General features: G+C 58.7%; 19 protein-coding genes. 9 read left to right on the top strand and 10 right to left on the bottom strand.

The features are described from left to right. Window positions 1-2: 2 nt before the first annotated feature. The 4 genes from HHL08_RS18505 to HHL08_RS18490 are packed head-to-tail and all read right to left on the bottom strand — an operon-like array spanning window position 3 to window position 1,768. Window positions 3-773, bottom strand: coding sequence for an SMODS domain-containing nucleotidyltransferase (locus HHL08_RS18505; RefSeq protein WP_013831726.1), 771 nt, complete (start codon window positions 771-773; stop codon window positions 3-5). A 4-nt stretch (window positions 774-777) separates the two neighbouring features. Further along, window positions 778-1,272: an SLATT domain-containing protein gene (locus tag HHL08_RS18500; RefSeq protein WP_328804685.1), complete on the bottom strand. Its 495-nt coding sequence runs from the start codon at window positions 1,270-1,272 to the stop codon at window positions 778-780. Window positions 1,273-1,302: 30 nt separating this feature from the next. After that, window positions 1,303-1,491 carry a hypothetical protein gene (locus HHL08_RS18495; protein WP_041558666.1) on the bottom strand — a complete coding sequence of 63 codons (189 nt, stop codon included), beginning with the start codon at window positions 1,489-1,491 and terminating at the stop codon, window positions 1,303-1,305. A 16-nt stretch (window positions 1,492-1,507) separates the two neighbouring features. After that, the gene (locus HHL08_RS18490; RefSeq protein WP_041559193.1) at window positions 1,508-1,768 is read right to left on the bottom strand and encodes a hypothetical protein; all 261 of its coding nucleotides are present in this window, start codon (window positions 1,766-1,768) and stop codon (window positions 1,508-1,510) included. Window positions 1,769-1,929: 161 nt separating this feature from the next. Here HHL08_RS18490 and HHL08_RS18485 point away from each other — a divergent pair, with 161 nt between their 5' ends. From HHL08_RS18485 to HHL08_RS18475, 3 genes are read left to right on the top strand one after another with little or no spacing between them, the layout of a single operon-like run. Further along, a complete protein-coding gene (locus HHL08_RS18485) occupies window positions 1,930-2,286 on the top strand; it encodes a helix-turn-helix transcriptional regulator (RefSeq protein ID WP_013831723.1) in 357 nt (118 codons plus the stop codon). Further along, window positions 2,286-2,804: an ImmA/IrrE family metallo-endopeptidase gene (locus HHL08_RS18480; protein WP_013831722.1), complete on the top strand. Its 519-nt coding sequence runs from the start codon at window positions 2,286-2,288 to the stop codon at window positions 2,802-2,804. Before HHL08_RS18485 ends, HHL08_RS18480 begins: the two co-directional genes overlap by 1 nt. Before the next feature lie 18 nt (window positions 2,805-2,822). Further along, the gene (locus tag HHL08_RS18475) at window positions 2,823-4,217 is read left to right on the top strand and encodes an exonuclease domain-containing protein (RefSeq protein ID WP_169574510.1); all 1,395 of its coding nucleotides are present in this window, start codon (window positions 2,823-2,825) and stop codon (window positions 4,215-4,217) included. A 45-nt stretch (window positions 4,218-4,262) separates the two neighbouring features. Here the strand turns inward: HHL08_RS18475 and HHL08_RS18470 are convergent, their stop codons facing one another. The 6 genes from HHL08_RS18470 to HHL08_RS18445 form a co-directional block, all read right to left on the bottom strand. Next, window positions 4,263-5,111: a DUF7007 domain-containing protein gene (locus tag HHL08_RS18470; protein ID WP_169574509.1), complete on the bottom strand. Its 849-nt coding sequence runs from the start codon at window positions 5,109-5,111 to the stop codon at window positions 4,263-4,265. Beyond that, window positions 5,108-5,620 carry a hypothetical protein gene (locus HHL08_RS18465; RefSeq protein ID WP_235955133.1) on the bottom strand — a complete coding sequence of 171 codons (513 nt, stop codon included), beginning with the start codon at window positions 5,618-5,620 and terminating at the stop codon, window positions 5,108-5,110. Before HHL08_RS18465 ends, HHL08_RS18470 begins: the two co-directional genes overlap by 4 nt. Before the next feature lie 35 nt (window positions 5,621-5,655). Further along, the gene (locus HHL08_RS18460) at window positions 5,656-6,162 is read right to left on the bottom strand and encodes a hypothetical protein (protein ID WP_169574508.1); all 507 of its coding nucleotides are present in this window, start codon (window positions 6,160-6,162) and stop codon (window positions 5,656-5,658) included. Window positions 6,163-6,296: 134 nt separating this feature from the next. Next, window positions 6,297-8,414 (bottom strand): ParB/RepB/Spo0J family partition protein, encoded by a 2,118-nt coding sequence (locus HHL08_RS18455; RefSeq protein ID WP_169574549.1) that lies wholly within the window; start codon window positions 8,412-8,414, stop codon window positions 6,297-6,299. A gap of 138 nt (window positions 8,415-8,552) precedes the next feature. Continuing rightward, on the bottom strand, window positions 8,553-8,951 hold the full coding sequence (locus HHL08_RS18450) for a DUF2958 domain-containing protein (RefSeq protein ID WP_169574507.1): 399 nt from the start codon (window positions 8,949-8,951) through the stop codon (window positions 8,553-8,555). After that, window positions 8,948-9,925 (bottom strand): ArdC family protein, encoded by a 978-nt coding sequence (locus tag HHL08_RS18445; protein ID WP_169574506.1) that lies wholly within the window; start codon window positions 9,923-9,925, stop codon window positions 8,948-8,950. Before HHL08_RS18445 ends, HHL08_RS18450 begins: the two co-directional genes overlap by 4 nt. A 236-nt stretch (window positions 9,926-10,161) precedes the next feature. On the opposite strand from HHL08_RS18445, the gene HHL08_RS18440 reads away from it, so the two are divergent. The 6 genes from HHL08_RS18440 (at window position 10,162) to HHL08_RS25700 (ending at window position 22,902) form a co-directional block, all read left to right on the top strand. After that, window positions 10,162-11,415, top strand: a complete 1,254-nt coding sequence (locus HHL08_RS18440; protein WP_235955132.1) for a metallophosphoesterase family protein — start codon at window positions 10,162-10,164, stop codon at window positions 11,413-11,415. After that, window positions 11,402-14,887 carry an ATP-binding protein gene (locus HHL08_RS18435; RefSeq protein WP_169574504.1) on the top strand — a complete coding sequence of 1,162 codons (3,486 nt, stop codon included), beginning with the start codon at window positions 11,402-11,404 and terminating at the stop codon, window positions 14,885-14,887. The genes HHL08_RS18440 and HHL08_RS18435 overlap by 14 nt, the downstream gene beginning before the upstream one ends. Window positions 14,888-15,008: 121 nt before the next feature. Then, entirely contained in the window at window positions 15,009-15,890 is an 882-nt protein-coding gene (locus tag HHL08_RS18430; protein WP_169574503.1) for a WYL domain-containing protein, read from the top strand. Further along, the gene (locus HHL08_RS18425) at window positions 15,890-18,634 is read left to right on the top strand and encodes a DUF499 domain-containing protein (RefSeq protein ID WP_169574502.1); all 2,745 of its coding nucleotides are present in this window, start codon (window positions 15,890-15,892) and stop codon (window positions 18,632-18,634) included. Before HHL08_RS18430 ends, HHL08_RS18425 begins: the two co-directional genes overlap by 1 nt. Then, the gene (locus HHL08_RS18420) at window positions 18,634-19,623 is read left to right on the top strand and encodes a hypothetical protein (protein WP_169574501.1); all 990 of its coding nucleotides are present in this window, start codon (window positions 18,634-18,636) and stop codon (window positions 19,621-19,623) included. The genes HHL08_RS18425 and HHL08_RS18420 overlap by 1 nt, the downstream gene beginning before the upstream one ends. 12 nt (window positions 19,624-19,635) lie before the next feature. After that, window positions 19,636-22,902, top strand: coding sequence for a DUF1156 domain-containing protein (locus HHL08_RS25700; protein WP_169574500.1), 3,267 nt, complete (start codon window positions 19,636-19,638; stop codon window positions 22,900-22,902). Window position 22,903: the final 1 nt, after the last annotated feature.

The following is a 22,903-nucleotide window of genomic DNA, read 5'->3' as shown; positions in this document are numbered from 1 at the left end:
CATTACTCCGGGATGAGTTTTTTGATCTCAAGCTCAGCGGAAACAGGCATATTCTCGCGCTCAAGCCTGCGAACCTCAGCCACAATCTTCTTGGCGCGCTCAACCTTGTCTTTTCGCCATTGCGTATCGGTTGGCGTTGCCAATTTTTCGAATGTTTCAAGCAGGTAGTCACGCTGGGTGCTGATGTAGAAATATGATTGATCGACAATCCATTTTTCCAGCGAGTATGAATCAAAGACATAGCCGTTCTGGGCATTCCAAAACTTCACGAGCCTGATGGTCGGCTTGATGAGGTGGTGATTAGCAGTGTTCTTTTCGGTCAGCTTGCCATTGAAATCATTAGGGTTTGTATTTTGCCACGCGCTTGTTCCATCTGGAATCTGGTAGCCTCCCCACATGTTGGCAAGTGCGGGCACAAGGTCAAATTTGATGTGGTTGAGTTCCAGCACGATGGTCGGTGAGGACTGCTTGATGTCTGACGATGAGTAATAGGCATCGACGAAGGCCCGAAGGCGGTTGAGGTAGGTTTGAGGGGTATAGCCCCCTTCGGCAAACACCACCATGTAATCAATATCGGAATGACCATCCATGCTGCGAGGCAAAATCGTACCGCGCGTAGAAGAACCAAAACGAAAATGGCTGTTTAGTTTGGAACCAAAATATGAATTGAGGCGCGTTTGCAAGGTAGCAACCGAACGGTTTATTGAATCCTGTTCGCCGGTCGAAAGGATTGCGTTGCTGGCACGATTGGTGAGGTAACTGTTGACTGTCATAGGATTATTTATCGACTGCATGAGTGGATTCGCCAGCATCGATCCCGTCTCGGGCGACCTTGAAATCCTTGGTTGAAAACTGTGGACTGGCTTGGTTCAATTCGTTTCTGCGCTTGGTGAACTCATCCAAGCCGTCAATCGCCGACTGGTCGTCACAGACGTTTTCAAGCCGAATCTGCCGGAATACGCGCGCATCATTTCTGAGCGAGAGATATTGATCGCCGGAACTCTTGTGCGATGCGGCACGTTCAAACGGCTTCAAGAATGTCGATAGTGCGGTCAAGACGGCAACCACCGATGCAATCGCGCCACCGATTTCGGGGTAGTCCTTAAAAAAGGCCAAGCCCGCGATGCTACTTAAAATGACCGACGGGATTCCCAGCCAATAATGAAATCGGCTCCACCGCTCGTGAGCGTTGAAGTGAGATTTGCCGGAATGGATGCAATCCTCTTCGATCCGCTCAAGTTCGAGGCGGATTGCATCCTTCGGGGTGGGCACGGGGGTTGGGTTAGACATGCGATAATTGTATCACGAATTGGGGCTGTCGCGCCCATCGGGTTCTTTGGCGACGCCCTTGAACGGCGATCCGCCATTCTTGACGCTCATAAACTCGCCAGTGCGCTCGTTGCGCTTCTGGTAGTTGCCATCGGGGCGCTCAAATTGGGTACGGGCTGTAACTGCGCCGCGACGAAAGTTGTTGCCGGTATTCTTGGCCATAAATGCTCCTGTGATCTTAGTTGAACGTGTAACGCTTCCAAGGGATGGCGTTGGTCGGCACCCCAGAAAGAAAATTGGCAATGTCGCGGCGACCGAAATATGTCGGCACCCCGCGAGAATCCTGAGACATCAGGACAATCGGCATTCCCGGAAAGCAGCGACTAAAACTCTGCATTGCCGACGACGCTTCATGCCGATTGTCAGTGACATGACGCTTGACCACCACGACCGCGAAGGTCTGGCCTTGTTCCTTAATGACAGCACCTTCGAGCTGCATGGCAGTTCCTTTCCGCTTGGACTCGAGCACGATGCCCTTGCCTCGATTCGCTATATGACGGGATTTGGAAATGGCGTCAACGCAAACATACGCTATGTCAATCACACAAACATATGTTTGTGTGATTGACATAGCTGGCGTATTGGTCCAAAGGCACGGCCATGAACGAGTGGTCAATCTATTCGGCGTTGGGAGAAGCTGTGGCGATAAGGCGTAAAGCCATTGGCCTCACACAAGCACAAGTTGCTGTGAAGGTGGGCATTTCCCGCGCCTCAATCGCTAATATTGAGTCCGGCCGACAGAAGGTTTTGCTGCATCAAGTGTATCTGTTTGCGGAAGCCCTGAAGCTGCCGTCGATCATGCAACTTTTGCCCAAGTCGCTAGTGCGTGGCGAAAACGATATGGTTGTCCCCATTTCGCGCAGTGACATTTCAGAGCGTCAAAAGGCTCAAGTGAGCGATGCGCTGATGGGCATGTTTGGCAACGGCACAACGCTTGCTGCTTCGGACGATTCCTAGTGACCAGCCCAGCTCAAATTGCTCGTGACCACGCGCAGCGTATCCTGACAGAATACGCTGTGACGGCGCTACCGGTGCCAGTCGAGAAAATTGCAAAAAGTCTCGGCATAGCCGTGCGCTTTTCGCCGCTCGATCAGGAGCTTTCGGGCATGGCGCTCATCAAAGACGGCGTGTCAGTGATCGGGGTCAATGCGCTCCACCATCCCAATCGCCAACGGTTCACCATCGCCCATGAACTGGGGCACCACATCATGCACCGCGAACTGATTGATGGCACGGTGCATGTAGACAAAGGCTTTACGCTCTGGCGCGGCGAGTTGGCGACTCAAGGGACTGACCGGGTTGAGGTACAGGCTAATGCGTTTGCCTCGGAACTCCTGATGCCAAAGCAATTTATCAGTCAAATCGAAGGAATTGAAAGCCTAGATATTGACGATGAGGTTGGTATGAAGGCGCTCGCCAAGCGTTTTCGTGTGAGCGTGACAGCGTTGCAAAATAGACTCTCCTCATACATCTAGCTGACTGCGGAGGGGCGCATGGGGTTTGTCTTTTACGATACTGAGACGACTGGCATTGACACCTCCTTCGATCAGATTTTGCAATTTGCGGCAATCAGGACCGACGAAGACCTGAACATCCTGGAACGCTTTGAGGTACGTTCTCGGCTCCTGCCGTTCATTGTTCCAGCTCCAGGCGCACTTCGTGTCACCAAAATGACTATCGATCGGCTGCACGATCCCGCCACGCCATCGCACTACGAGATGGTCAGAGCCGTTCGCAGCAAGCTGACCGAATGGTCGCCGGCCATTTTTCTTGGCTACAACAGTCTGCGGTTTGACGAAGAGCTCATGCGCCAAGCCTTCTACCAAACTCTGCACAATCCATATCTGACCAATCGCGACGGTAATTGCCGGGGTGACGTGTTGCCCCTCGTTCAAGCCTGTACTGAATTTGAACCAGATTGTGTGACTGTTCCCTATGGTGGCAACGGCAAGCCAGTTTTCAAGCTCGACCAACTCGCACCCGCTAACGGCTTTGCTCATGACAATGCCCATGATGCATTGTCGGATGTAGAGGCTACGATTCACATGTGCCGCCTTGTTCGGGACGGCGCTGGCGATCTGTGGAATCGTTTTTTGCGGTTCACGCAAAGAGCCGCGGCCGCCGAGTTTTTGGATGAAGATGAGCCATTCCTCCTGACGGAATTCTACTTCAACCGTCCCAAGCATATGCCGGTATTGCGGATTGGTCAGGACAGCGAACAGTCCAATGTTTCGGTCTGTTTCGACCTGGCACACGATCTCGATAAGTTTCGCAATCTGACCGATGCTCAGTTGCAAAGTCTCGTAGTCAGCTCACCAAAGCCGCTTCGCAAAATCAAAGCCAACGCCGCGCCGACCATGACGCCGCTAGAGGATGTGCCCGACCACCTATTCGGTGATCTGACGCAGGATGACATTGCGGTTCGGGCTAGTGATCTTCGCAGCGACGACGCACTCAAAACCCGCTTGCTGGCCGCGTATGAGGCTACCAAAACTGTGTATGGGCCCAACGAACACGTTGAAAAGCAAATCTATGAGGGGTTTGCAGGAAATGCAGATGAGCAGCTGATGACCCAATTTCATGCGATGCCGTGGGAACACCGCCATACGCTGGCCAGTCAATTTCAAAATCCCAAGTTTGGCTTCTTGGCCAAGCGTCTCATTTTTGCCCACGATCCAAACTGTTTGCCCCTCGTCTGCCAACAAGAAATCTCTGCGCATATCTATTCGCGGATCGCCGCTCCGGATGACAGCGGGGTCAAGTGGACGACATTGACGAAAGCCCGGTCAGAATGTGAAAAGCTCATGGCAAGCGCAGCGGCCGCAGATCTTTCGCTGCTTCAAGGTTACCATGATTATCTGACCGCTAAAGTGGCTGCTTTGGCATAGTTTTTTCCGAGTAGGCGCGGTCAGGAATGGTGTCTGAAGATTGTGTCACTCTGACATTCCAGCCAATCGACAACCCGATAGGATGCTGGAGGACCGTACCATCTCAGGGTGCGCCGAAGGATTGATAACGAACCCGTGCCGTCCAGCGGCATATTCACCAGCTGGCACAAGAAATCGTCGCGTTTCGTGGTTTTTCCGACCCCCTCCGGCGGTGGCCAGCGCCTCAACCATGCCAGGATGATCGGATGATCGAACGGCAGAAATGACCACCCAGTCCTTTGCGTGGCGGCGGGCAAACTGCTGGCGGTCGCGGGTGAAAGATTCTGCCGCTGACAACTCGCGGCCATGGAGAGCCTCCCAAGCATCAGGATACCAATCTCGCAACGACCTGTCTGCCGTTGCCTGTTCGCGGTAGGTGAACAGGTCCGGGTAACCTGCTGCGACGAGCGCCCATTCGGCGTCTTCTTCATACCAGCCGCCAGATAGTCGCAACGCGGGATCCATCCCCGCATTGCGTGCTCGGTCGAGCTTGAAGCCGCCATGACCGGCAGTGGAATGAAAGGCGATCCCCTCAGCGTAGATGGTCGCCGATTGAGACATGCCCCAAGGCGTGGAAATGCGCAGGATCGTATCGACGCGACCGAGCGCGTTGCGCTGGCGGACATGCAGCGCGATGTCGGCAATATGGGCGCGGAAGGAGACTTCATCAGCCGCGGCGCCTTCGGCGCAATAAACATCTGACCGGGACCATTCGCCAATCGGTCGGTTGAGCTTCCAGCCGGACACGATCGAGAAGCCTTCCTTGAGCGGAATGGCGATATAGGCGAGCCCATCGACCCGTGCAGCCATAAGGCCGTCGCTGGTCGTGCCATGTTCGACGATGATGTCGCTCATGCCGCCCTCCTGAGTTCAGAGGACAGAACGGCCAGATCAGCGTCGGTCACAATCTCGGCGCGCATCCCTGAATAGGGATTGTCGCGCATCCATGCTTCTGCCGATGCCATGTCAGCTGCGAGGTGGCGCAATTCGTCCTTATCCCGAAACGTGGTCAGGACGCGCACTTGCCCCGGTTTCGGCGTGTCGATGATCTCGAAATTGAGCGGGTTTTCGACGCTGTAGGCGCGTCGCACGGTCATGACGATGACGCCCTGACTGCCGTAGGTCGCCAGATGGAGCATGAAATGCGCAGGCGAACGGTAGTTGTCGGTAACCTGGCCGGGGTAGCGTTCAACGAGCCGACCGGTGCCGTTGTCGTTGTTCCAAGCGGCAAGCTTTCGGCGAAAACGCTCGGGCGGGCGCGGCTCGCCGTTCGAATAGCGGATGAGGCTGCCCAAGGGGGCGGTGTCGTAGATGTATTGCGCTGACATTTTCAGGTCTCCTTGAAACGCGAAAGCCCGGCTCAACGGCCGGGCTTCGCGGGGTGATTGGATAGGAAATTTCAGGTGGAGGGCGGTGGCTCGCCCAAACGCCCGAGTACCTCTTCGATGTAGGACGCGGTGGACATCGAATGGACGTCGTCAGCCGTTATGACGGTCGCCATCCCGCCAAAGCCGTCGGGCCGCATCTTCGTGCAGGTCCACGCTGCGATGATCTGCACGTGGTCAAGGTCAGGCGATCGCCGGACAATGTCCTGGAAGATCAGGTCATAGCCGATCATCGAGAAATCGAGCTCGAACTCGTCTTCGCCAAGATCACCCTTGGCGATTTCCGCACGCACCACGTCAGCGATGCGACCGACCATGCCATTATCCTGACCGAGCAATTCGACCAGTTCAGCGGTCGCGATCCAAGCCGTGTCGGCGACATTATCGCTGGCGAAAAAGTAGACCGCTTGGTCATTGCCTTCATGCTCGAACTGTTCGCACAGTAAACGGCGTTCGAGCGGGGTCATCGCGGCGACTGGTATGTCCGGTTGCACGACCGTTGGTGAATGATAGTCAGCCATGGCGTCCTCCCCAGCAGGGCACGGGAGCACTGGATTTCGGCATTTGAGGTCTCCTCAAAAAGAGGCGGCCCGGCGTGGTGGCCGGGCCTGAGTGACGGAAAAACAGTCGGGATGTTGAACCCGCGCGGTTCGGATCATTCGGCAGCGATCGCGTAAGCCGCCTCGTCATCATCAAGGAACGCGGGTAATTTGAGCCCTTCACGATCAACGTCAGGCACAGCGCCATGACCACCGTCGGCGTCGGGCGTCCGCAGCGGCTCGGGAAGCCAGTGGACATCTTCCAGCAGCCGTTCCGCTTCGCGGGCCATGTCGCCCTTTTTCAGGTGATCGATCATGCCAGCGAACTGCTCCCCGCGCGCTTCGGTCACATCGGCAAGAATGCGCGGTTTGGTCACGCTGCGGAAATAACCATCGACTGTGGGCTTCCAGCCTGCCGCCACGACATCAAGACCAACGGCATGCGCCAGGACATGGCTGTGAGCGATGCGGCGTGCAACGCTGTGCGTCGACACCCGGCCATTGTCGTATTTGGGGACGATCTCGGCCTGCGCGTTCACCGCCAGCGATGTGCAATGGGCAAACAGACTGGCCTGCTCATCGGCGTCGAAGGCCAGAAGCGCGTCCCAAAGTTCCTTGTCGGACTCCGGCAGTCGATCCTCCCAGCGCTTCATGCGCTCGGCGATGGCCCGCGCGGGAGCACTGTCGCGCAGACCTGCAGGTGGATTGGCAAAGGACACCCGGTTGAGCGACAGTTGCAGACAGCTCTCGCGGCTGTAGCTGTAGAAGGTGTCGAGCACGAGCGCGTGCAGCACCGTCGCGAAGGCTGTGGCGGGGCTTTGGGCAAAGGCATCCTGCAACGCAAGCGTGCGCCAGGCGGTCAGGTCGGCAACCAGCCGGTCGGGCAACGGCTTGAGGATGTCATCGTCGGAATCTTCTTCATCAGTTCCGGTAGGCGCCGAACCGCTGGCGTTTGGTGCGGTCCCACGGTGGTTTGCGCCAGGTATTGGCTCGCCCGAAACGGGATCGACCCCGGAGCCATCGTCTTCGCCGCCCACTTCCACCACCGGTTCGTCTTCGGCTCGGACGTAGCCCCGCTCAATGCAAAGCGAACCATCCGCCTCGATGGTCACAAAGGCACCGGCGATTGCCATTTCGGCAGGATCGAAAATCATGGGCCGGTCGACCAGCTGGCCGATTTCCGTTTCAAGCCCTTCGATCCGCGCATAGACGTCCTGCGGCACGTTGGGGTCGTCGGCCCATTCGGTCTCGATCTGCTCGATTTCAGCCTGAAGCGCCGTGAGTCTTGCCTGCTCAGCCTCAGTCATGGGTAATTCTGCGCCAACGATCTCACGGTGTCCGTTGGTCGCATTCCATGGCAGGTCGACGGCAGTCGCCACCCATTTCCAGCCTTCAGTGCCAATGCGGTTGCCCTCGGCGGCAAGTTTCGCGTCGACCAAGCGGTCGAGCAGTGCGGGATCGGTGAGCCAGCCACCGTCATCGTGCTCGAACAGGTCGCGCATCACGCCGCCACCTGCCGCGACATAGGCATCGACGGTCACGAACAGCACCCGCTTGTCGGCAACCCGGACGCTGTTTTCCGTCAGGCGCTGGCGGATGTAGGCGGCGGATTTGTTGAAGCTGTGGGTGAGCATTTCCCATACCTGCTCCTGGCGCTCATGATCTTCAGACACGGTGAACGCCATCAACTGGTCCAGCGACATGCCGTCTTCGGCATAGATGTCGTGGAGTTTGGGCGAGACCGACGCCAGTTTGAGACGCTGGCGGACGACAGCGGGCGTGGTCATGAAATGCGCGGCGATGTCTTCGGCGGCGCTACCCTTGTCGACCATGGCCTGCATGGCCCGGAACTGGTCGAGCGGATGCAACTGCTCCCGGTGCGCGTTTTCGGCATAGCTGTCTTCTTCCGCCGAGACGTCATTGTCCGCCGCCTTGACGATGCAGGGAATGGGAGCAGTACGCGCCAGGCGCTTCTGTTTCACCAAATGTTCAAGGGCACGGTAGCGTCGGCCACCGGCCGGAACTTCGAAGATGCCGGTCTCCTGACCTTCGGCATCAAGTACCGGGCGCACGTTGAGGCTCTGAAGCAAAGTCCGGCGCGCGATATCCTCAGCAAGTTCGGGGATCGACACGCCGGCCTTCACGCGGCGGACATTGGATTGTGACAGGATCAAATGGTCGAAGGGAATGTCACGCGACGGGCTGAGGGTGATTTTTGCAGGCTGTCTGGCCATTGCAGGTCTCCATGACGGGCCGCCGCGAGACACTCTCTCGGCTTCCAAGCCCGTCACGAAGGCCCTGCCTTCCTCTTCCTCTAGGGTCGCCGCAGGCGGACCAACCCGCGATCTGGCAGGCCGCCATGCTGCCAGATTTCAGCCATCCCCTTCTGGCATGGAGCGTTCCCTCAGCAGCTTTTCAGCACCGAGGATCGAACCCGCCTGCCGGGCTGCCGCGACGTAGGCCGATATGGGCAACGCGGTGTCGAAAAGGATATCCCGCTCGATACCGAGGCCGAACGGCAGGCGCAGCGACTGCAATTCCCACAATGAGAAGCTGCCAAGTTCAGGGCAGCCAAGGCCAAGATCGGCAAGGCCGAACAGGATGCCGTCCTCGTCGAGTTCGGTGGCAAGCCAGGTGGCAGCGCCAAGCGGATTGAAGAAGCGGACAACGGGAACCGGATCAGGCTCTCGTTCGCCTTGTGCCTGCGCATTGCGACGCGCGTGCAGGTTTGCGATCAAGGCCTCGCGGATTTCGGGGGTGAGCAGGTTCATGCCGCCAACCTTCCTTCCAGGTCGAAGCCGTCGACTTCGTCCTCACCAGCGACATCAAGGCCAGTTGATGCGGTTTCACGACAGGCGAGGATAAAATCTGCCGCCTTGGAGGCAGCGCTGGCGGCGCGCAGGATGGCGCGATTGTCTTCCCGGATAATCTGGAGCCAGGAGCCGATGTAATCAGCGTGGCGAACGCTTGGCACAATCCCGAGCGCGGCGCAGACGAAGGCACCCGCCATTTCGGCGATCAATTCTTCGCGGCCATAGTCCTTGGAGCCGAAGCTGCCGGTCTGATCGCGGCCAAGCCGGGAGGCATGGCCAGTCCAATGGCCCAGTTCATGGAAAGCCGTGCGATGCCAGTTGATCGGCTCATGGAAATCGTCGGGCCGCGGCACGGCGACATAGTCATGCGCCGGGCTGTAAAAGGCGGACGGGCCCCCGATGCGGAAGTCAGCGCCCGTCGCGGCGATCAGTTCCTCGGCGTGCGGCAGGATCAGGCCATCCGGGATGGGCGGCGGCGGGAGACAGATATGTTCGGGCAGGCCGTCACACTGGTCGGCCGAGAACACCGTGAAATGCTTGAGGAACGGAATCCCGCCGCTGGTTGCGGTGCCTTCGGTATCCGCTCGGCGACGTTCGCTGCTGGGCACAAAGCGGCGGGTGTAGATGATACCGACCCCGCGCTCGCCGCGACGCACCGAGCCCCCCAAGGCCGCAGCCTGCCGGAACGTCAGGAACGCATGGTTTGAGAAGCCTCGGGACACGACGGCATGCCATAGGGTAAGCACATTGATGCCACTGTATCGACGGGAACTGACAGCATTGTGCGGCATGCCGATGCCGGCACTGGCCGTTCCCCAGGGCTGAACCCATGGGACGCGCCCAGCTTCGAGATCAGCGATGATCCGGTCGGTGATTTGCTGGTAAAGGTTGATTCGCTCAGGGTTTGAGCGGGCAACATGTCGTTGCGGCATGGCAGGTCTCCGCGACGGACCCGCAGCGAGCCTCTCTCGCCGCTCTCAGCCCGTCACGGGGCCAGCCCGTTCTCTTCCTCTCGCGGGGCGTTGCGGGGCGGCAGTCCCGCACGAAGGGGTCTGATGAGACCGAGCGGGTTCAGCAGCAGGGGAAGGCTTTCCCCACATGCGCTGAACCGATTTTATCGAGACATTTTAGGGTGGTTTGTGCCATGTTGGAGGCGGGAGGCCTTCGATTGACCGAATTCACCTTTGTACATGCCGCTGATCTTCACCTCGACAGTCCATTACTTGGATTGGCGGGTAAATCTGCGGAATATGCCGCGCGCGTCGAGGCGGCGTCGCGTGAGGCCTTCGATAACCTGGTGGCCCTTGCGATCGATGAGGGCTGCCGGTTCATGTTGTTGGCCGGTGACATTTTCGATGGCGATCTGCGTAACTTCCAGACGGGTCTTTACTTCATGGAGGGAATGTGCCGGCTGGACGAAGCTGGCATCGCGGTTTTCATGGTCCTTGGAAACCATGATTCCGCCAATCGTTTTGCCGACAAGCTGTCCCTTTCCGGCAATGTCCATGTCTTTCCTAAGACCAAGGCCGCCACACATCGTCTCGATGATGTCGGGGTCGCGATCCATGGGCGGAGCTTCCCCCGCCCGGACGTCTCCGAAGATCTGGCGCGCGAATATCCGGCAGCAACCGAGGCACTGTTCAATATCGGCGTTCTCCATACGGCCTGTGCGGGCAGCGAAGGTCATCACGCCCGCTATGCGCCCTGCACGGCCGAGCAGCTCACCAATCATGGCTATGACTATTGGGCGCTAGGCCACGTCCACGCCCATGCCGTGCTCGGGGAGCACCCGCACATCGTCTATCCCGGCAATCTTCAGGGCCGGCACCCACGAGAGACGGGGCCCAAGGGAGCCGTCCTGGTCAAGGTCAATGACGGCAGAGTCACCAGCCTTGAGCATCGCGCGCTGGATGTGGTGCGCTGGGCATCGATCACAGTTGATGTGTCGGGAACGAGCGAACACCCGGAATTACTGGATCTCATTCGCGGCCATATCGCCCAAGGCGCTGAGCAAGCCGATGGACGGCCCCTTGCCCTGCGCCTGACGGTGACTGGAACTACACCGCTCCATTCCAGATTGATTCTCGAGCGCACCGCTTTCCGGGAGGACGTGGAAACACTGCTGGCAACGCTCTCGGATGACGTGTGGCTCGAAAAGCTGAGGTTGGAAACGGCCCATCCTGAAGCCCCGGACGCCGTCGATCCAACGGTGGCTGGCAAGCTTGATCAGGAAGTGACCCGCCTCAGCCAGGACAGCGCAATTGCGCAAGTTCTCGAAGCGCGGCTTGCAGAGATTCGGACGAAACTGCCCGCTGGCGCACATGCCGATGCCTTCATCGAGCAGATGCGCGCCGAGATACCTGAACGCGCCGCAGCCCTTGCGCGCAGTCTAGTCAGCGAGGCTGGTCATGCGCCTGACTGAACTCAGCCTCGAGAAATATGGCGGCTGCGCCAGCCGCGATCTCACCATTCCGGAAACGGCGGGCCTCACGGTGGTCTACGGTGCCAATGAAGCGGGCAAGAGCACCTGTCTCGAGGCGATCAGCGACTTCCTGTTCTCGATCCCCAAGAATACCCAGCGCGGCAGTTTGTTCGGCTACGATGGCATGCGCATCGGGGCCACGATGCTGATGGCTGATGGCAGCACGGTGACGCTCAAGCGCCGCAAGGGCAATGGCAAGACACTGGCTGACCTGTCCGGAACGGCGCTCGACGACACCGTCCTTGCGCCGGTTCTGGGTGCCATCACACGGGAGCGGTTCGAAACCCTCTTTGGTCTGAACCACGAAACATTGCGCAACGGCGGAGAGCGATTGCTTCATGCCGATGGCGACATCGGGCGTCTGATCGTCGAAGCAGGCGGCGGCTTGCGCACGCTGGTATCTCGCCTCGAAGGTATCGACGGCGAAGCGGACAAGCTCTTCGATACGAGGCGGTCGGTAAATCGTGTTTTCTACCAGCAGCTGACGGCATTCGAGGCGGCCGAGAAGACGGCACGCGGCGCGCAACTGACCCGGGAAACCTTTGAGCAGACGCGCAAGGCATCGCTCGCAGCCGCGGAAAAGCTCGAGGCCCTGCGATCAGAGAGGCGCAGCCTCGGCGCATCGACGTCCCGGCTGGAGCGCGTCCTGCGAGTCGTGCCCTATTTGCGTCAGCTGGCCAACTTTACACTGGATCTGGTCGGCTACGACGATGTCGCCTCCTTCCCGGATGATTTCGCGGCCAAGATGCGGACTGCTCTGGACCAGCGCAACAAGGCTGAAACGCGGCTCGAGGCCGCGATCGAGCGGCGGAATCGCCTGAAGGCACGGCTTGATGCGCTGGTGGTGAACCCGGGTCTCAAAGCCGCCGAACAGCGGGTACGTGATCTGGGCGAACGCGCCCTTCACGTCAGCAAGGCCCGGTCCGATCGTGCCAATCGTCAGCGCGAGATTGATGAGGGCGAAGCTCAACTGGCGGCGCTGCGCCGGATGCTTGGCCTGCCGGCCGATGCAGACCTTGCACCACTGATCCCGGACCCGTCTGCCCTCAATCTTGTGCGCTCGGCTGCCGACGAGATGGTGGAGCGCCGTCCAGGTCTAGCCTCTGCCAGAAAGCGCCTTGGCGAATTGGTGGCTTCGCTTGCGGTGATTGAAGATCGTTTGGAAGCGGCACGCCAGGCAGGGCATAATGCTCCGCCCGAGGCGTCGTCATCGGCCTTTGCCAGCCTTGCGGCCCAGAAGTCGGCGCACCAGGCACGTCAGCAGGCGCTGGATACTGACAGCGCAACATTGAGCGGACGGCTCAAGGCGCTTGGATTCGATACCATCGATGCGCTTGCCACCCTGTCATGCCCCAGCGTTGACGATATTCGCAGTGAGCAGGCCGCGCGCGAGACGTTGACCTCGCAGATCGATGATCAGGCCAAGCTGAAGCGACAGGCCGAGCGCGAGATTTCAGCCGGTGAGGCTGAGATTGGCGCGCTTCAGGCATCCGGGACCATTGCAAGTGATGCCTCTCTTGCCGAGGCACGCAGCCTGCGCGCCGATGCCTGGAGGCCGATAAAGACGGCATATGTCGCGGGACAGCTGCCCGATGACGGCGCTGCTCGCCTTGCCGTTGCTGACGGTCTGGAAACGGCAATCGTGTCTGCAGACGAACTTGCCGATCGCCGCGCCGCAGAGGCAGAACGGGCTGCATCGCTCGCACTCGCGTTGCGGCGCGTCGCGGAGGCAAGGGCTGCGGTCACCGCGGCGGAGGCCGAGACGGCCGCGCTTGTCGCACAAGGCGAAGTGCGGATCGCGCAATGGGGGAACAGTTTTCCGCAAGTTATGGTCAAACACCCGGAACTGGCGTCGCTGCTCCAATTTGGCCAGGCCCGACAATTGGCGCTGGATGAATCAGAACGCTTGCGGAATTTGGCAAATGCACTGGCTTTGGAAGAGGCCCAGCTTGCGCCGGCCGTTGAGCTGCTCGAGCGAATCGAACAGAGCCGCAAGCTCGATACCACATTGTCGTTCGCGGCCCGGGTCAGCGCGGTGCAAAACGCCATTTCCCGGCACGAACAAGCACATGCCGAATATGGCAGGGACACGCGGGACCGGGAGGACTTGGCGCGGCAGCACAAGCTGGTTGAGGCGGAAGTGCAACAATTGTCGGACGCACAGGCCGCCTGGGATGCGGCATGGCCTGCGGCAACAGGTGCGCTGGGGCTCAAACCCGACATTTCGCCGGCAGATGCCAACAGTGCGGTCACCGAATGGGTGGGCGCACGCGGTGTGCTTTCAGCAATAGGGCAGGCCCGCCAGCGGCTAAAGCGCATGGACGACGACGAGACGAGCCTTGCGAAGGATGTCCGCAGCCTCGCGACCGAACTCGCCATCGAGATCGGCGAAGACTGTGTGGTTGCAGCGCAGATGGTGCTGGCCCGATTTACCGACAACGCAACAGCGCAAACGCAATATGACGGGGTACTGCCCGACTTTGAAGAGGCGAAGGTCGAGGCCGACCAGGCGCAAGAGGCCCTTGGCACCGCTCTGGAGGAGCTGGCTACGCTCGCGGCTTCGGCAAAACTTGATGGCAGCGATGATGGGGCCCTTCTGGACGCAGCTTCAGGGTGTGAAGCACGTATGACTTTGTGCAATGAGATCGCTCTGGCGGAACGCACCGCGACGGACGTGGGCGACAAGCTTGATCTCGCTACCTTGCGGGCGGAATGGGATGAACGCGACCTCGATGAGGTTCGCGCGGAACTGTCCGAGCAGACATCGCGTGCTAGCGAGATCGAGAGCGAAATCGAGGCAGCCATTCTCGCCGAGAAGGCGGCAAAGGACGACCTTGCTGCCTATCTGAGCCAGAGCGAGGTCAATCACGCCGTTGCCGAACGCGAAGCGGCGGCAGCGCAGATGCATCTCGCCCTCGAACGCTATCTCGAGCTATCGGTTGCGCGCGAATTGGTGACGTCGGCCATGGCAACGATCCGCGCAGAACAGCAAGATCCGCTCATTGCGCGGGCAGGCGAACTGTTCACGGCAACGACACTCGGTGAATTTGCCGGAATCGAGACCGATATCGATGACAAAGGCCATCCGGTCGTGGTTGGACGGCGAGCCAATGGCGGTATTGCTGCGGTTGCTACCATGAGCGACGGCACCCGCGACCAGCTTTTCCTCGCCTTCCGGCTGGCAAGTCTTGAGAATTATGCCAGCGCGACGGAGCCGCTGCCCTTCATCGCGGACGACATTCTGGTGCATTTCGACGATGAGCGCAGCCGGTCCACGCTCGACCTGCTCGCCGAGTTTGGCAAGACCAACCAGGTCCTGTTGTTCACACACCACCGCAGCGTCCGGGCGCTTGCTGAACCATTGGCGCAGCAAGGCGTCGCCAACATAATTGACTTGGAACGCGGTTCGTAAACGTCGGATCTTTGCCCGTATTGAATCAAAAGAGAAACTTGTTGCGGACAGGCCGCCTTACCCCCTATTGTCGTATCCATCCACTTTTTGGGTGGTTCAAGTAGGTGGGCTAAGGCTGGGAATGGGCGAAGAACGACCAAGTTTGCGATGGGGTGTGGAGCAGAAGCTTCAATTCATCGAATTCCGCCTGTTCTGGGAGGGGCACGTCAATCGAAGCGACCTGATCGAAAAGTTTGGGGTGTCACCCAATCAGGCGTCAGGTGACCTCAATCGCTACATCGCATTGGCAGAGAACAACATGATCTACGACAAGAGTGGAAAGACCTATGTCCGCTCATCGTGTTTCAGCCCGTTGTTCCTGAAGCCAGACTCTACACAATACTTAGCCCAAATCCGTTCAGTTGCTGAAGGCGTCGTCAGCCCAGATGATGCCTGGATCGGCAATTTGCCGGTGTTTGATGCAACTCCGGCGCCCGCCCGCGGGATTGACCCCATCATCCTTCGGTCAATCGTCATTGCGATCAGGCGCGTAGAGGCGATTGAAGTCCGGTATCAGTCAATGTCTGCACAGGATCCAGAGTGGCGTTGGATAGCACCGCACGCATTAGCCTTTGATGGATTTCGCTGGCACGCTCGATCCTGTTGCGAAAAGAGCGGCGAATATCGGGATTTTGTAATCTCGCGCATCTTGGACACTCGTCAGACTCGCGCTCCCCAAAAACAAACAATGTCCGACATCGCCTGGGAGGAAATCGTTGAACTTGCTGTTGGCCCGCATCCTGACCTCAGTGCGCCTCAAAAACGGGCGATCGAGCTGGACTATGGGATGCAGAGCGGTCGGGTTTCGATCCCAGTTCGACGCGCGCTTCTTTATTACGCTTTGAAAAGACTAGGTTTAGACACCGACCCATCGGCGCGAAAACCACAAGACCAACAAATTGTATTGTTAAGTGACCCATATCCATCTCAGGGCGCTAATTCGATGAGCGGAAGGATTCGGTAATGCTGGGGCTGACTCTCAGGGATGAATTTCAGAGCAAGCGCCTTAAAGGGACCGCGATTGAGCTCTCGAATGAAAGCAATACAGGGGCGACCCAAATTGCTGCGCAGGAATTTCTGCGCATTACCTACCCCACTCACGATTTGCTAAAGGGAATTGAGGCAGTTGGACCCGGCCAAGGGCGTCCCGTAGTTGTGATGGGCGAGCGTGGCCTTGGTAAGTCGCACTTGATGGCGGCGCTGTTCCACGCGGTTCACGATCCTGTATCCACAGACGCTTGGCTGAAGACCTGGGCGGTCACCTTAGGCCAGCCTGAGATTGGCCAAATACCTCTGCGGAGCGGAATGCTGGTGATCGGAGAAAGCCTCCACCGCCAGCGCTACAAGTTTCTCTGGGACCTGCTCTTTGAGCAGCACCCGCACGGTGCCTTCATTAGAGGCAAATGGGAGGGCATGGGCGCTGCAAAGACGGACATTCCATCCGATAAGCTAATCTTGGAACTCCTGCGCCACACGCCCTCCATGTTGCTGCTCGATGAGTTCCAGACCTGGTATGACGGACTCACCAACACCAAGCAGTTCCCGTGGAAGAACTGGGCGTTCAATTTCATTCAGATCCTCTCGGAAATCGCCAAGGAGCACCCCGATCTGCTGGCGCTGGTCGTATCGGTGCGAAATGGCGACACCGACGCCTACCAGCAGATCCATCGCGTCAACCCGGTTCAGGTCGACTTCAAGGCTGGTGGCAGTCCAGAGCGTATCCAGCACGATCGCCGCAGGATGCTGTTGCACCGTCTGTTCGAAAACCGTCTGCAAATCAGCCGGGCGGATGTCGAGGCGCTGCTGGGCGTACATATCGCCGAGTATTTCCGCCTTCTCGACGTTCCGTCCTCCGAGCACGATCGAAAGCGCGCCGATTTCATCGAGTCCTGGCCATATGCACCGCACCTCCTGCAGTTGCTGGAAGATCAGGTCCTCGTTGCCACGGACGCGCAGGAAACGCGCGACCTCATCCGCATCCTGGCCAACCTGTTCAAGAGTCGAGGAGAAAAGGCCCCCATTCTAACCGCGGCAGACTTCCGGCTGGATGATGAGAATTCGGGTATTGGCGCGTTGTTAGACTCGGTCGCCAACCAGCAACACCGGACACTCCGCGAGAAAGCGTTGCGGAATCTGACTTCGGTGGTTGAGGCCGTTCCAGGGCATTCCACCAAGGTGCCCCACCTGCCGGAAATCATCGGGGCGCTTTGGCTTCGGTCGATAGCTGTTGGCAATCTTGCGGGCGCTGAGCCTTCGACGCTTCAAGCCGATATCACCCAAGGCACGGCCATCGATGACAATGGTTTCCAAGTCGAGCTGGCAACGGTTATCGAGAACAGTTTCAACATCCACCAAGAAGGCCAGAGGCTCGTCTTCCGTGAGGACGAAAACCCGCAGGCCAAGCTGATGGCGTCGGCGCGCAATGACAAACTCTTCAGCGACGGAGAGGATCTGGCGCAGCTGGCGAAGGAAGTGCGCTATGTAGTCGGCGGCTCCGAAGAGGTCGCAAAGACTTTCAGGGTTATCGCTCTTCCGCGGCAGTGGCTAACCGACCCATGGACGGCCCTAGATGAAGCCGAGCATCCAGACCGTTGGGACGAACGCCTCCCGATTCTTCTGCTCCCAGAGGAGCCTGACAAGATCAACGAGCGCCTCGGCCGGTGGCTCAAGGAGCATCTTCAGAAGCGCCGCAACACCATTCGCTTTCTGTTGCCTCGCGCCGGCTCCTCGAATGCATTTTATGATCGGGACCTTCTGATCCTCGCGCGCGCCGCCATGAAGGCTCAGGAATGGAGTGGCCAAAACCCCGAGTACCGAAAGCTTCAGACCAAGTACCAAGGTGAGCTGAGGGACATCCTGAAAAAGCGGTTCGACCGGTTTGCGGTCCTGCATCGCTGGAATTTCGCCGATCCTGAAAGGTGCGAGTTCAGCGTTGAGGCGCTGCGTGAGCAGGGAGCCAAGATCCCGGAAGCTTTGGAGCAAGCAGTCGTAAACGACCTCTTTGTACCGGAAGATTTCCAGGCGCTTGTTCTGGAGGCGGCGGCCGACAATGCATCGGTCGGCAAACTGCTCAAGGAACTTCAGGAGCCCCGCGCGGGCGGCTTGGACTGCACGCCGTGGCTGGGTGAAACCGCCATGAAAGAGCGGATCGTGCGCATGTGCGCGAGAGGCAAGATTGCGATCAATTTGCGCGGAATGGAGTACCTCCAGTCTCAGCCAGGTGAGGATGAAGATACGGCGTGGCGTCGCCTGCGCCCGAAACTGTCCTTCACTGGGCGTCAGCTTGATGAAGTGTTCCTGCTTCCTCCTTCTGCGGTCCCGTCGACAGGTGGGGCAACGCCGCCAGTGCCAAGTGTGCCAAACCCCGCACCCGGCGGCGGACTGTTTGGTGAGCAACCAACGCCGGGTACTCCCCCTTCGCCCACCTTTACGCCTGTTCCGGGTCCGACCGACGGCACGCCGTCTCCGGGCTCTGGCGGCATCTTCAGCGGCGGCGGTTCGCAGTCTCGCGTGAGACTGTCCAATCCTCCGACGTCTGCACTCAATCTGATCGGCCGACTTGAGGGTTGGGGCATCGGGCCGGCGACGCCGGTCGGCGGGGTCACGCTTGTCGTTTCTGCCGCAACCGGAGCTCAACTCAAGGAACTCCTCCGAAAGCTGCCAGACGGCATGACCTTTGAGCTCTCCCTGGACAAAGAGGAAGGCTAATGGCTTTGGGTGTTGACGAACTCCGCGAGTTGGCAGGCGCGACATCGGAGGCCGCGTGGCAGTCCATCATTTGCCGCGCGGTCGAAACCTGTTCGGCGCCCCTGTCGGCCGCTACGGCTCCAGGCGAGGTGACTAGGCGTGATCGCGAAATCGGCACGCTTGACCATTTCCTTGCTGCAGGTGGCTGGGATCTTTGGAAGCGTTTTGGTCAGGATGTCGAACGGACGTCAGACCGCTTGGCGCGTTGGTGGGCCGAACCCTACAGCGCCAAGGCCGTACTTATCCTCGACGGTTTGAGCCTCCGCGAACTGCCCTGGCTCCTAGCGGGAGCACAGGAACGCGGCTTTACGCTTCATGAGGTCACGGCCACAGGCTCCGAGCTGCCTAGTGATACAAACTCATTCGCAAGAGGGTTGGGTTTCAACAGCCGAAGTCAGCTCCAAAACAATGGCGGTGGCTCAGCGCATCGGCTGATGCCGACCAAGACCGAATGCATCGACCTGCCTTGGGCCGACTGCGCAAACCTCATTGATGCTTCTCCAAACTGGCTCTTCTGGCACCAATGGCCCGACAGCAAGATCCATGATGGGGCGGGCGCTGGCCAAGGCCTTGATGTCCTGACCCGCGATGTTGCCGAGCAGCTGAACAGCGACGACTTTTGGGCATTCGTCGAGCGCCTGGCGGTCGGCAGACGGCTGATCATCACCTCTGATCACGGTTACGCCGCCACGGGCCTATTTTTCGATGCCGCCGACGAGCAAGCCAACTACCTCAAATCAACGCTGAAGAGTGGACGCAGCATGGCCGGCGAGCTCGACCCGGGCCCGTTTGTTCCGCCCATTGTAATGCAGACCAACGGTCCGAACGGCGCACATCTCTTGGCGGTAGGCCGCTGGAAATGGCGCAGCCAGGGCGGCTACCCAACTTTGGCCCATGGCGGCCTTTCCCTACTCGAAGTGCTCTCGCCCTTCGTCGAACTCTCCAAATAAGGACGCGAGACCATGGCTACCAAGAAGGAATTCATAGCACAGGAAGTCGCCCGCGCGGTCGGTGCAGGCAAGGCCGTCTCCATGGAAACCGTCGATTTCAGCGATCCAAACCGGCCCAAGACCTGCCTTGAGGTGGATTTCCCGATTCTGCCCGTGAACCAGGTCGCCGTGATCGAAGGCAATGCCGGTAAGCCTATCTATCAGATGTCGAAGTGGTGGGCACGGCGGCGGTCCAGCGTGTTCCGTTCCATGCTCATCGCGGCCGCGACCAAGGCTCCCGAAGATCCCTCCCACGCAGCTAAGCTGGTCTGGGACAACTATTACGCCAACCATCAGAAGAAGGGCGCTTTCAAGCATCTGAAGGTCGCCGACATCTTCATGGGTGGCGGCACCACGCTGGTTGAGGGCTCGCGCCTGGGCATGCAGATGTCGGGCAACGACCTGAACCCTGTCGCCTGGTTCGTGGTCAAGCAGGAACTGGCTGATGTTGATCTGGATGAAGTGAAATGCCTGTTGGCCGATATCGAGGCTGAGGTGAAACCGCAGATCATGCCTTTCTACTATTGCGACGGCCCGAACGGCGAGAAAGGCAGATGGACGCATAAGCCGTCGTGCAAAGTGATGGGGGAGGATTTCGATCCGCTAAAGGTAAAGCTCGAAGAGAGGCAGGACTACAGCTACGAAGGACCCGAGATCATCTATACGTTCTGGGCCAAGCATGGCCCTTGCCAGGTGACAGGCTGCGGCCACCGTACTCCGATCATGTCTAATCCGGTGATGGCCATTAAGACGATCTCGGTGAAAAGTTGGAAATTTCAATGCCCTTCGTGCGAGGTCAACTTCGATATCGAAGAGGCTCCTGCACGGATGGCACCGGACGTTCCACTCTACGTCGCTCCAGATGAACCGCCCTATGCCATCCTTTCGGCAGAAGGCAGCGTCGCCTGCCCCGGCTGCGCAACTTCATTTTCGGCGCATGTTCATCCGAAGACGGGTCTCCACGTCGACAGTAGCCGTGGCCAGCTCAGGCTCGGCAAAGGCCAAAATAAGAAGATTGACCTAACCCTCTTGGTTCACCCCGAGTGGCTAGCGGGGAGCCCTCGCGCGGACACGAACGGAGCGATCTTTGGAGGATCCCCCCAAGACGATGCAGCCTCGACTGCCGCGTGGAACACTGAAAGAGCAAGCCATATCCGGTTGCTCGAAGTTCGTGGCGAATTGCCAGACACGGTCACATGTCCCGAGACAGGCGCTTCATTCCAAACTGGAAAAGAAGGCGGGACGGTACCCAAGCGATCAACTTTCACCTGCGGTTCGTGCGGTACGCAACAGGACGTACTGACTGCAATTCGCCCGACTGGGAAAACGGGTCCTTCTGCAGGATATGCCATACAAGCAGTTTCTCCGGGCCGAAATAAGAGTGGAGCAACCTACGGGGGCAGGTATTTCGCGCCCTTTGATGATCAAATCGCCAACCAATACAGCGCTGCCGCAAAAGAATGGGAGTTACGAAAAGACGCTGACCTGGCACCATACTGGCCTCGCAGTGCCGTGCCATTTGGGTTCATGACACACATGAACAATGGGGGGATCGCCAACCATGGATTCACCCACTGGTGGACCATGTTTAACCCTCGTCAAATGCTTGTGCTCACTCAGCTGGTTAAATCCATTGTCGAGACCGGTGATTACAGATGGGCCACTAGGGAATATGTGCTTGGAGCATTCCAGCAATATATTCGAAATCAGAATATGTTTTGCTTTTGGGATATAAGCAGGGACTGCCTTGCTCCTCACATGAGCAACAACAACTACCACCCCAAGAGCAATATGGTTGAGAACAGTGTTTTCAGCGATCTCGGGCGTGGCAATTGGGATTCTTGCTCGAAAATCATAATTGAAGGGCACGAATGGGCTAAGCAACCTTGGGACTCTGTAAGCATAGAAACGCTTTCTAGAAATAATCCTCAGCTATCTGAAAAATTAAGCGGCAAGAGTGAGAAAGTCCTTCCACTTGACCCAGTGCTTGGCGCCACCGTTCTGCAGGCGTCGTCTACAGACCTTGCGAATTACGCCGATGGATCACTCGATCTCGTCATCACCGACCCACCTTTTGGCGGTTTGCTGCACTATTCAGAGCTGGCTGATTTCTTCCATGTCTGGCTTCGTCTGCCAATGAAGGAAAAGTACCCGCAAGCCTTCGAGCCTGAGCACACGCCGAAGGCGATGGAGGCCGTCGCAAACCGGGCACGCGAGCCGGAAGACCCTGATGGCTTCTATCAGCGCATCCTAACCGCATGCTGGGCAGAAGCGCACCGCGCGCTCAAGCCAGGCGGCATGTTGGCATTCACCTTCCACCACAGTGAAGATGCGCCATGGGTGTCGGTCCTCGAATCCTTGTTCGACGCCGGCTTTTACCTTGAGGCAACGTACCCGATCAGGAGTGATGAGACCAAAGGCGAGGGCAGCAAGCCCGGTACTTTCGGTTCCCAGCAGATCGAGTATGACATTATTCACGTCTGTCGCAAACGGACCGAAGAACCCAAGCCAGTCAGTTGGGGCCGGATGCGCCGCGAGGTGCTGGCTGACGTGCGCCAGCTGCAGGGCATGCTAGAGAACCACGCCCGCGCCGGTCTGCCGGCGGCCGACCTGCAGGTTATTCGTCGCGGCAAGGCGCTTGAATACTTCTCGCGCCACTACGGCAAGGTCTACGTCGACGAAGGTCGCCCGATCTCGGTCAAGGACGCGCTGGTCGGTATCAACCAACTGATCGACGAGGACGCGAACAAGACCGCGGAGCCGCCGCCGGTGACGGCGGAACCGATCACTCGGCAGTTCCTGCGCATATTCGACGGAAAGACTGAGCTTGCCCGAGATCAGATGCAGAAGCTGCTCCGTGGCTCCGGCATTGCGCCTGATGAATTTACCAGCCGTGGCTGGGCCAGCGAAGTGAAGAAGGTCTTTCACCTAGCCGATCCCCTGGACTTTGCCCGGGATTGGCAGGGCAAGCACCGGCGGAGGCTGACGGCTGACATCGATCAGGCGTTGGTGCTTGTTGGTGCCTGTTACGACGGCAGTGGGATCAATGCATCCGACACGCTGAAGAACGACAACTTCAAGCCCCACCCAGCGCTGAAAGGTCTGTTGGAGTGGCTGGGCAAACGTGCGCCGAACCAGCCAATGCGCAACGCGTCCTCCAGGGCGCTGTCCATCTACAACGCCTGGGCGGACAGCAACAAAGACGCCGTCGTCCAGATGTCCTTGTTCCTGGAGGACTGAT

It is taken from the genome of Sphingobium psychrophilum (assembly GCF_012927105.1).
GTDB lineage: Bacteria > Pseudomonadota > Alphaproteobacteria > Sphingomonadales > Sphingomonadaceae > Sphingobium > Sphingobium psychrophilum.
The sequence above is the reverse complement of the archived record's forward strand: the minus strand, read 5'-3'. Positions and strand labels throughout refer to the sequence as shown.

Bases quoted from the DNA above. Each gene is read 5' to 3' on its own strand.
- HHL08_RS18505 (WP_013831726.1), bottom strand. From the start codon at position 773: ATGACAGTCAACAGTTACCTCACCAATCGTGCCAGCAACGCAATCCTT.
- HHL08_RS18495 (WP_041558666.1), bottom strand. From the start codon at position 1,491: ATGGCCAAGAATACCGGCAACAACTTTCGTCGCGGCGCAGTTACAGCC.
- HHL08_RS18490 (WP_041559193.1), bottom strand. From the start codon at position 1,768: ATGCAGCTCGAAGGTGCTGTCATTAAGGAACAAGGCCAGACCTTCGCG.
- HHL08_RS18485 (WP_013831723.1), top strand. From the start codon at position 1,930: ATGAACGAGTGGTCAATCTATTCGGCGTTGGGAGAAGCTGTGGCGATA.
- HHL08_RS18475 (WP_169574510.1), top strand. From the start codon at position 2,823: ATGGGGTTTGTCTTTTACGATACTGAGACGACTGGCATTGACACCTCC.
- HHL08_RS18470 (WP_169574509.1), bottom strand. From the start codon at position 5,111: ATGAGCGACATCATCGTCGAACATGGCACGACCAGCGACGGCCTTATG.
- HHL08_RS18460 (WP_169574508.1), bottom strand. From the start codon at position 6,162: ATGGCTGACTATCATTCACCAACGGTCGTGCAACCGGACATACCAGTC.
- HHL08_RS18455 (WP_169574549.1), bottom strand. From the start codon at position 8,414: ATGGCCAGACAGCCTGCAAAAATCACCCTCAGCCCGTCGCGTGACATT.
- HHL08_RS18450 (WP_169574507.1), bottom strand. From the start codon at position 8,951: ATGAACCTGCTCACCCCCGAAATCCGCGAGGCCTTGATCGCAAACCTG.
- HHL08_RS18445 (WP_169574506.1), bottom strand. From the start codon at position 9,925: ATGCCGCAACGACATGTTGCCCGCTCAAACCCTGAGCGAATCAACCTT.
- HHL08_RS18435 (WP_169574504.1), top strand. From the start codon at position 11,402: ATGCGCCTGACTGAACTCAGCCTCGAGAAATATGGCGGCTGCGCCAGC.
- HHL08_RS18430 (WP_169574503.1), top strand. From the start codon at position 15,009: ATGGGCGAAGAACGACCAAGTTTGCGATGGGGTGTGGAGCAGAAGCTT.
- HHL08_RS18425 (WP_169574502.1), top strand. From the start codon at position 15,890: ATGCTGGGGCTGACTCTCAGGGATGAATTTCAGAGCAAGCGCCTTAAA.
- HHL08_RS18420 (WP_169574501.1), top strand. From the start codon at position 18,634: ATGGCTTTGGGTGTTGACGAACTCCGCGAGTTGGCAGGCGCGACATCG.
- HHL08_RS25700 (WP_169574500.1), top strand. From the start codon at position 19,636: ATGGCTACCAAGAAGGAATTCATAGCACAGGAAGTCGCCCGCGCGGTC.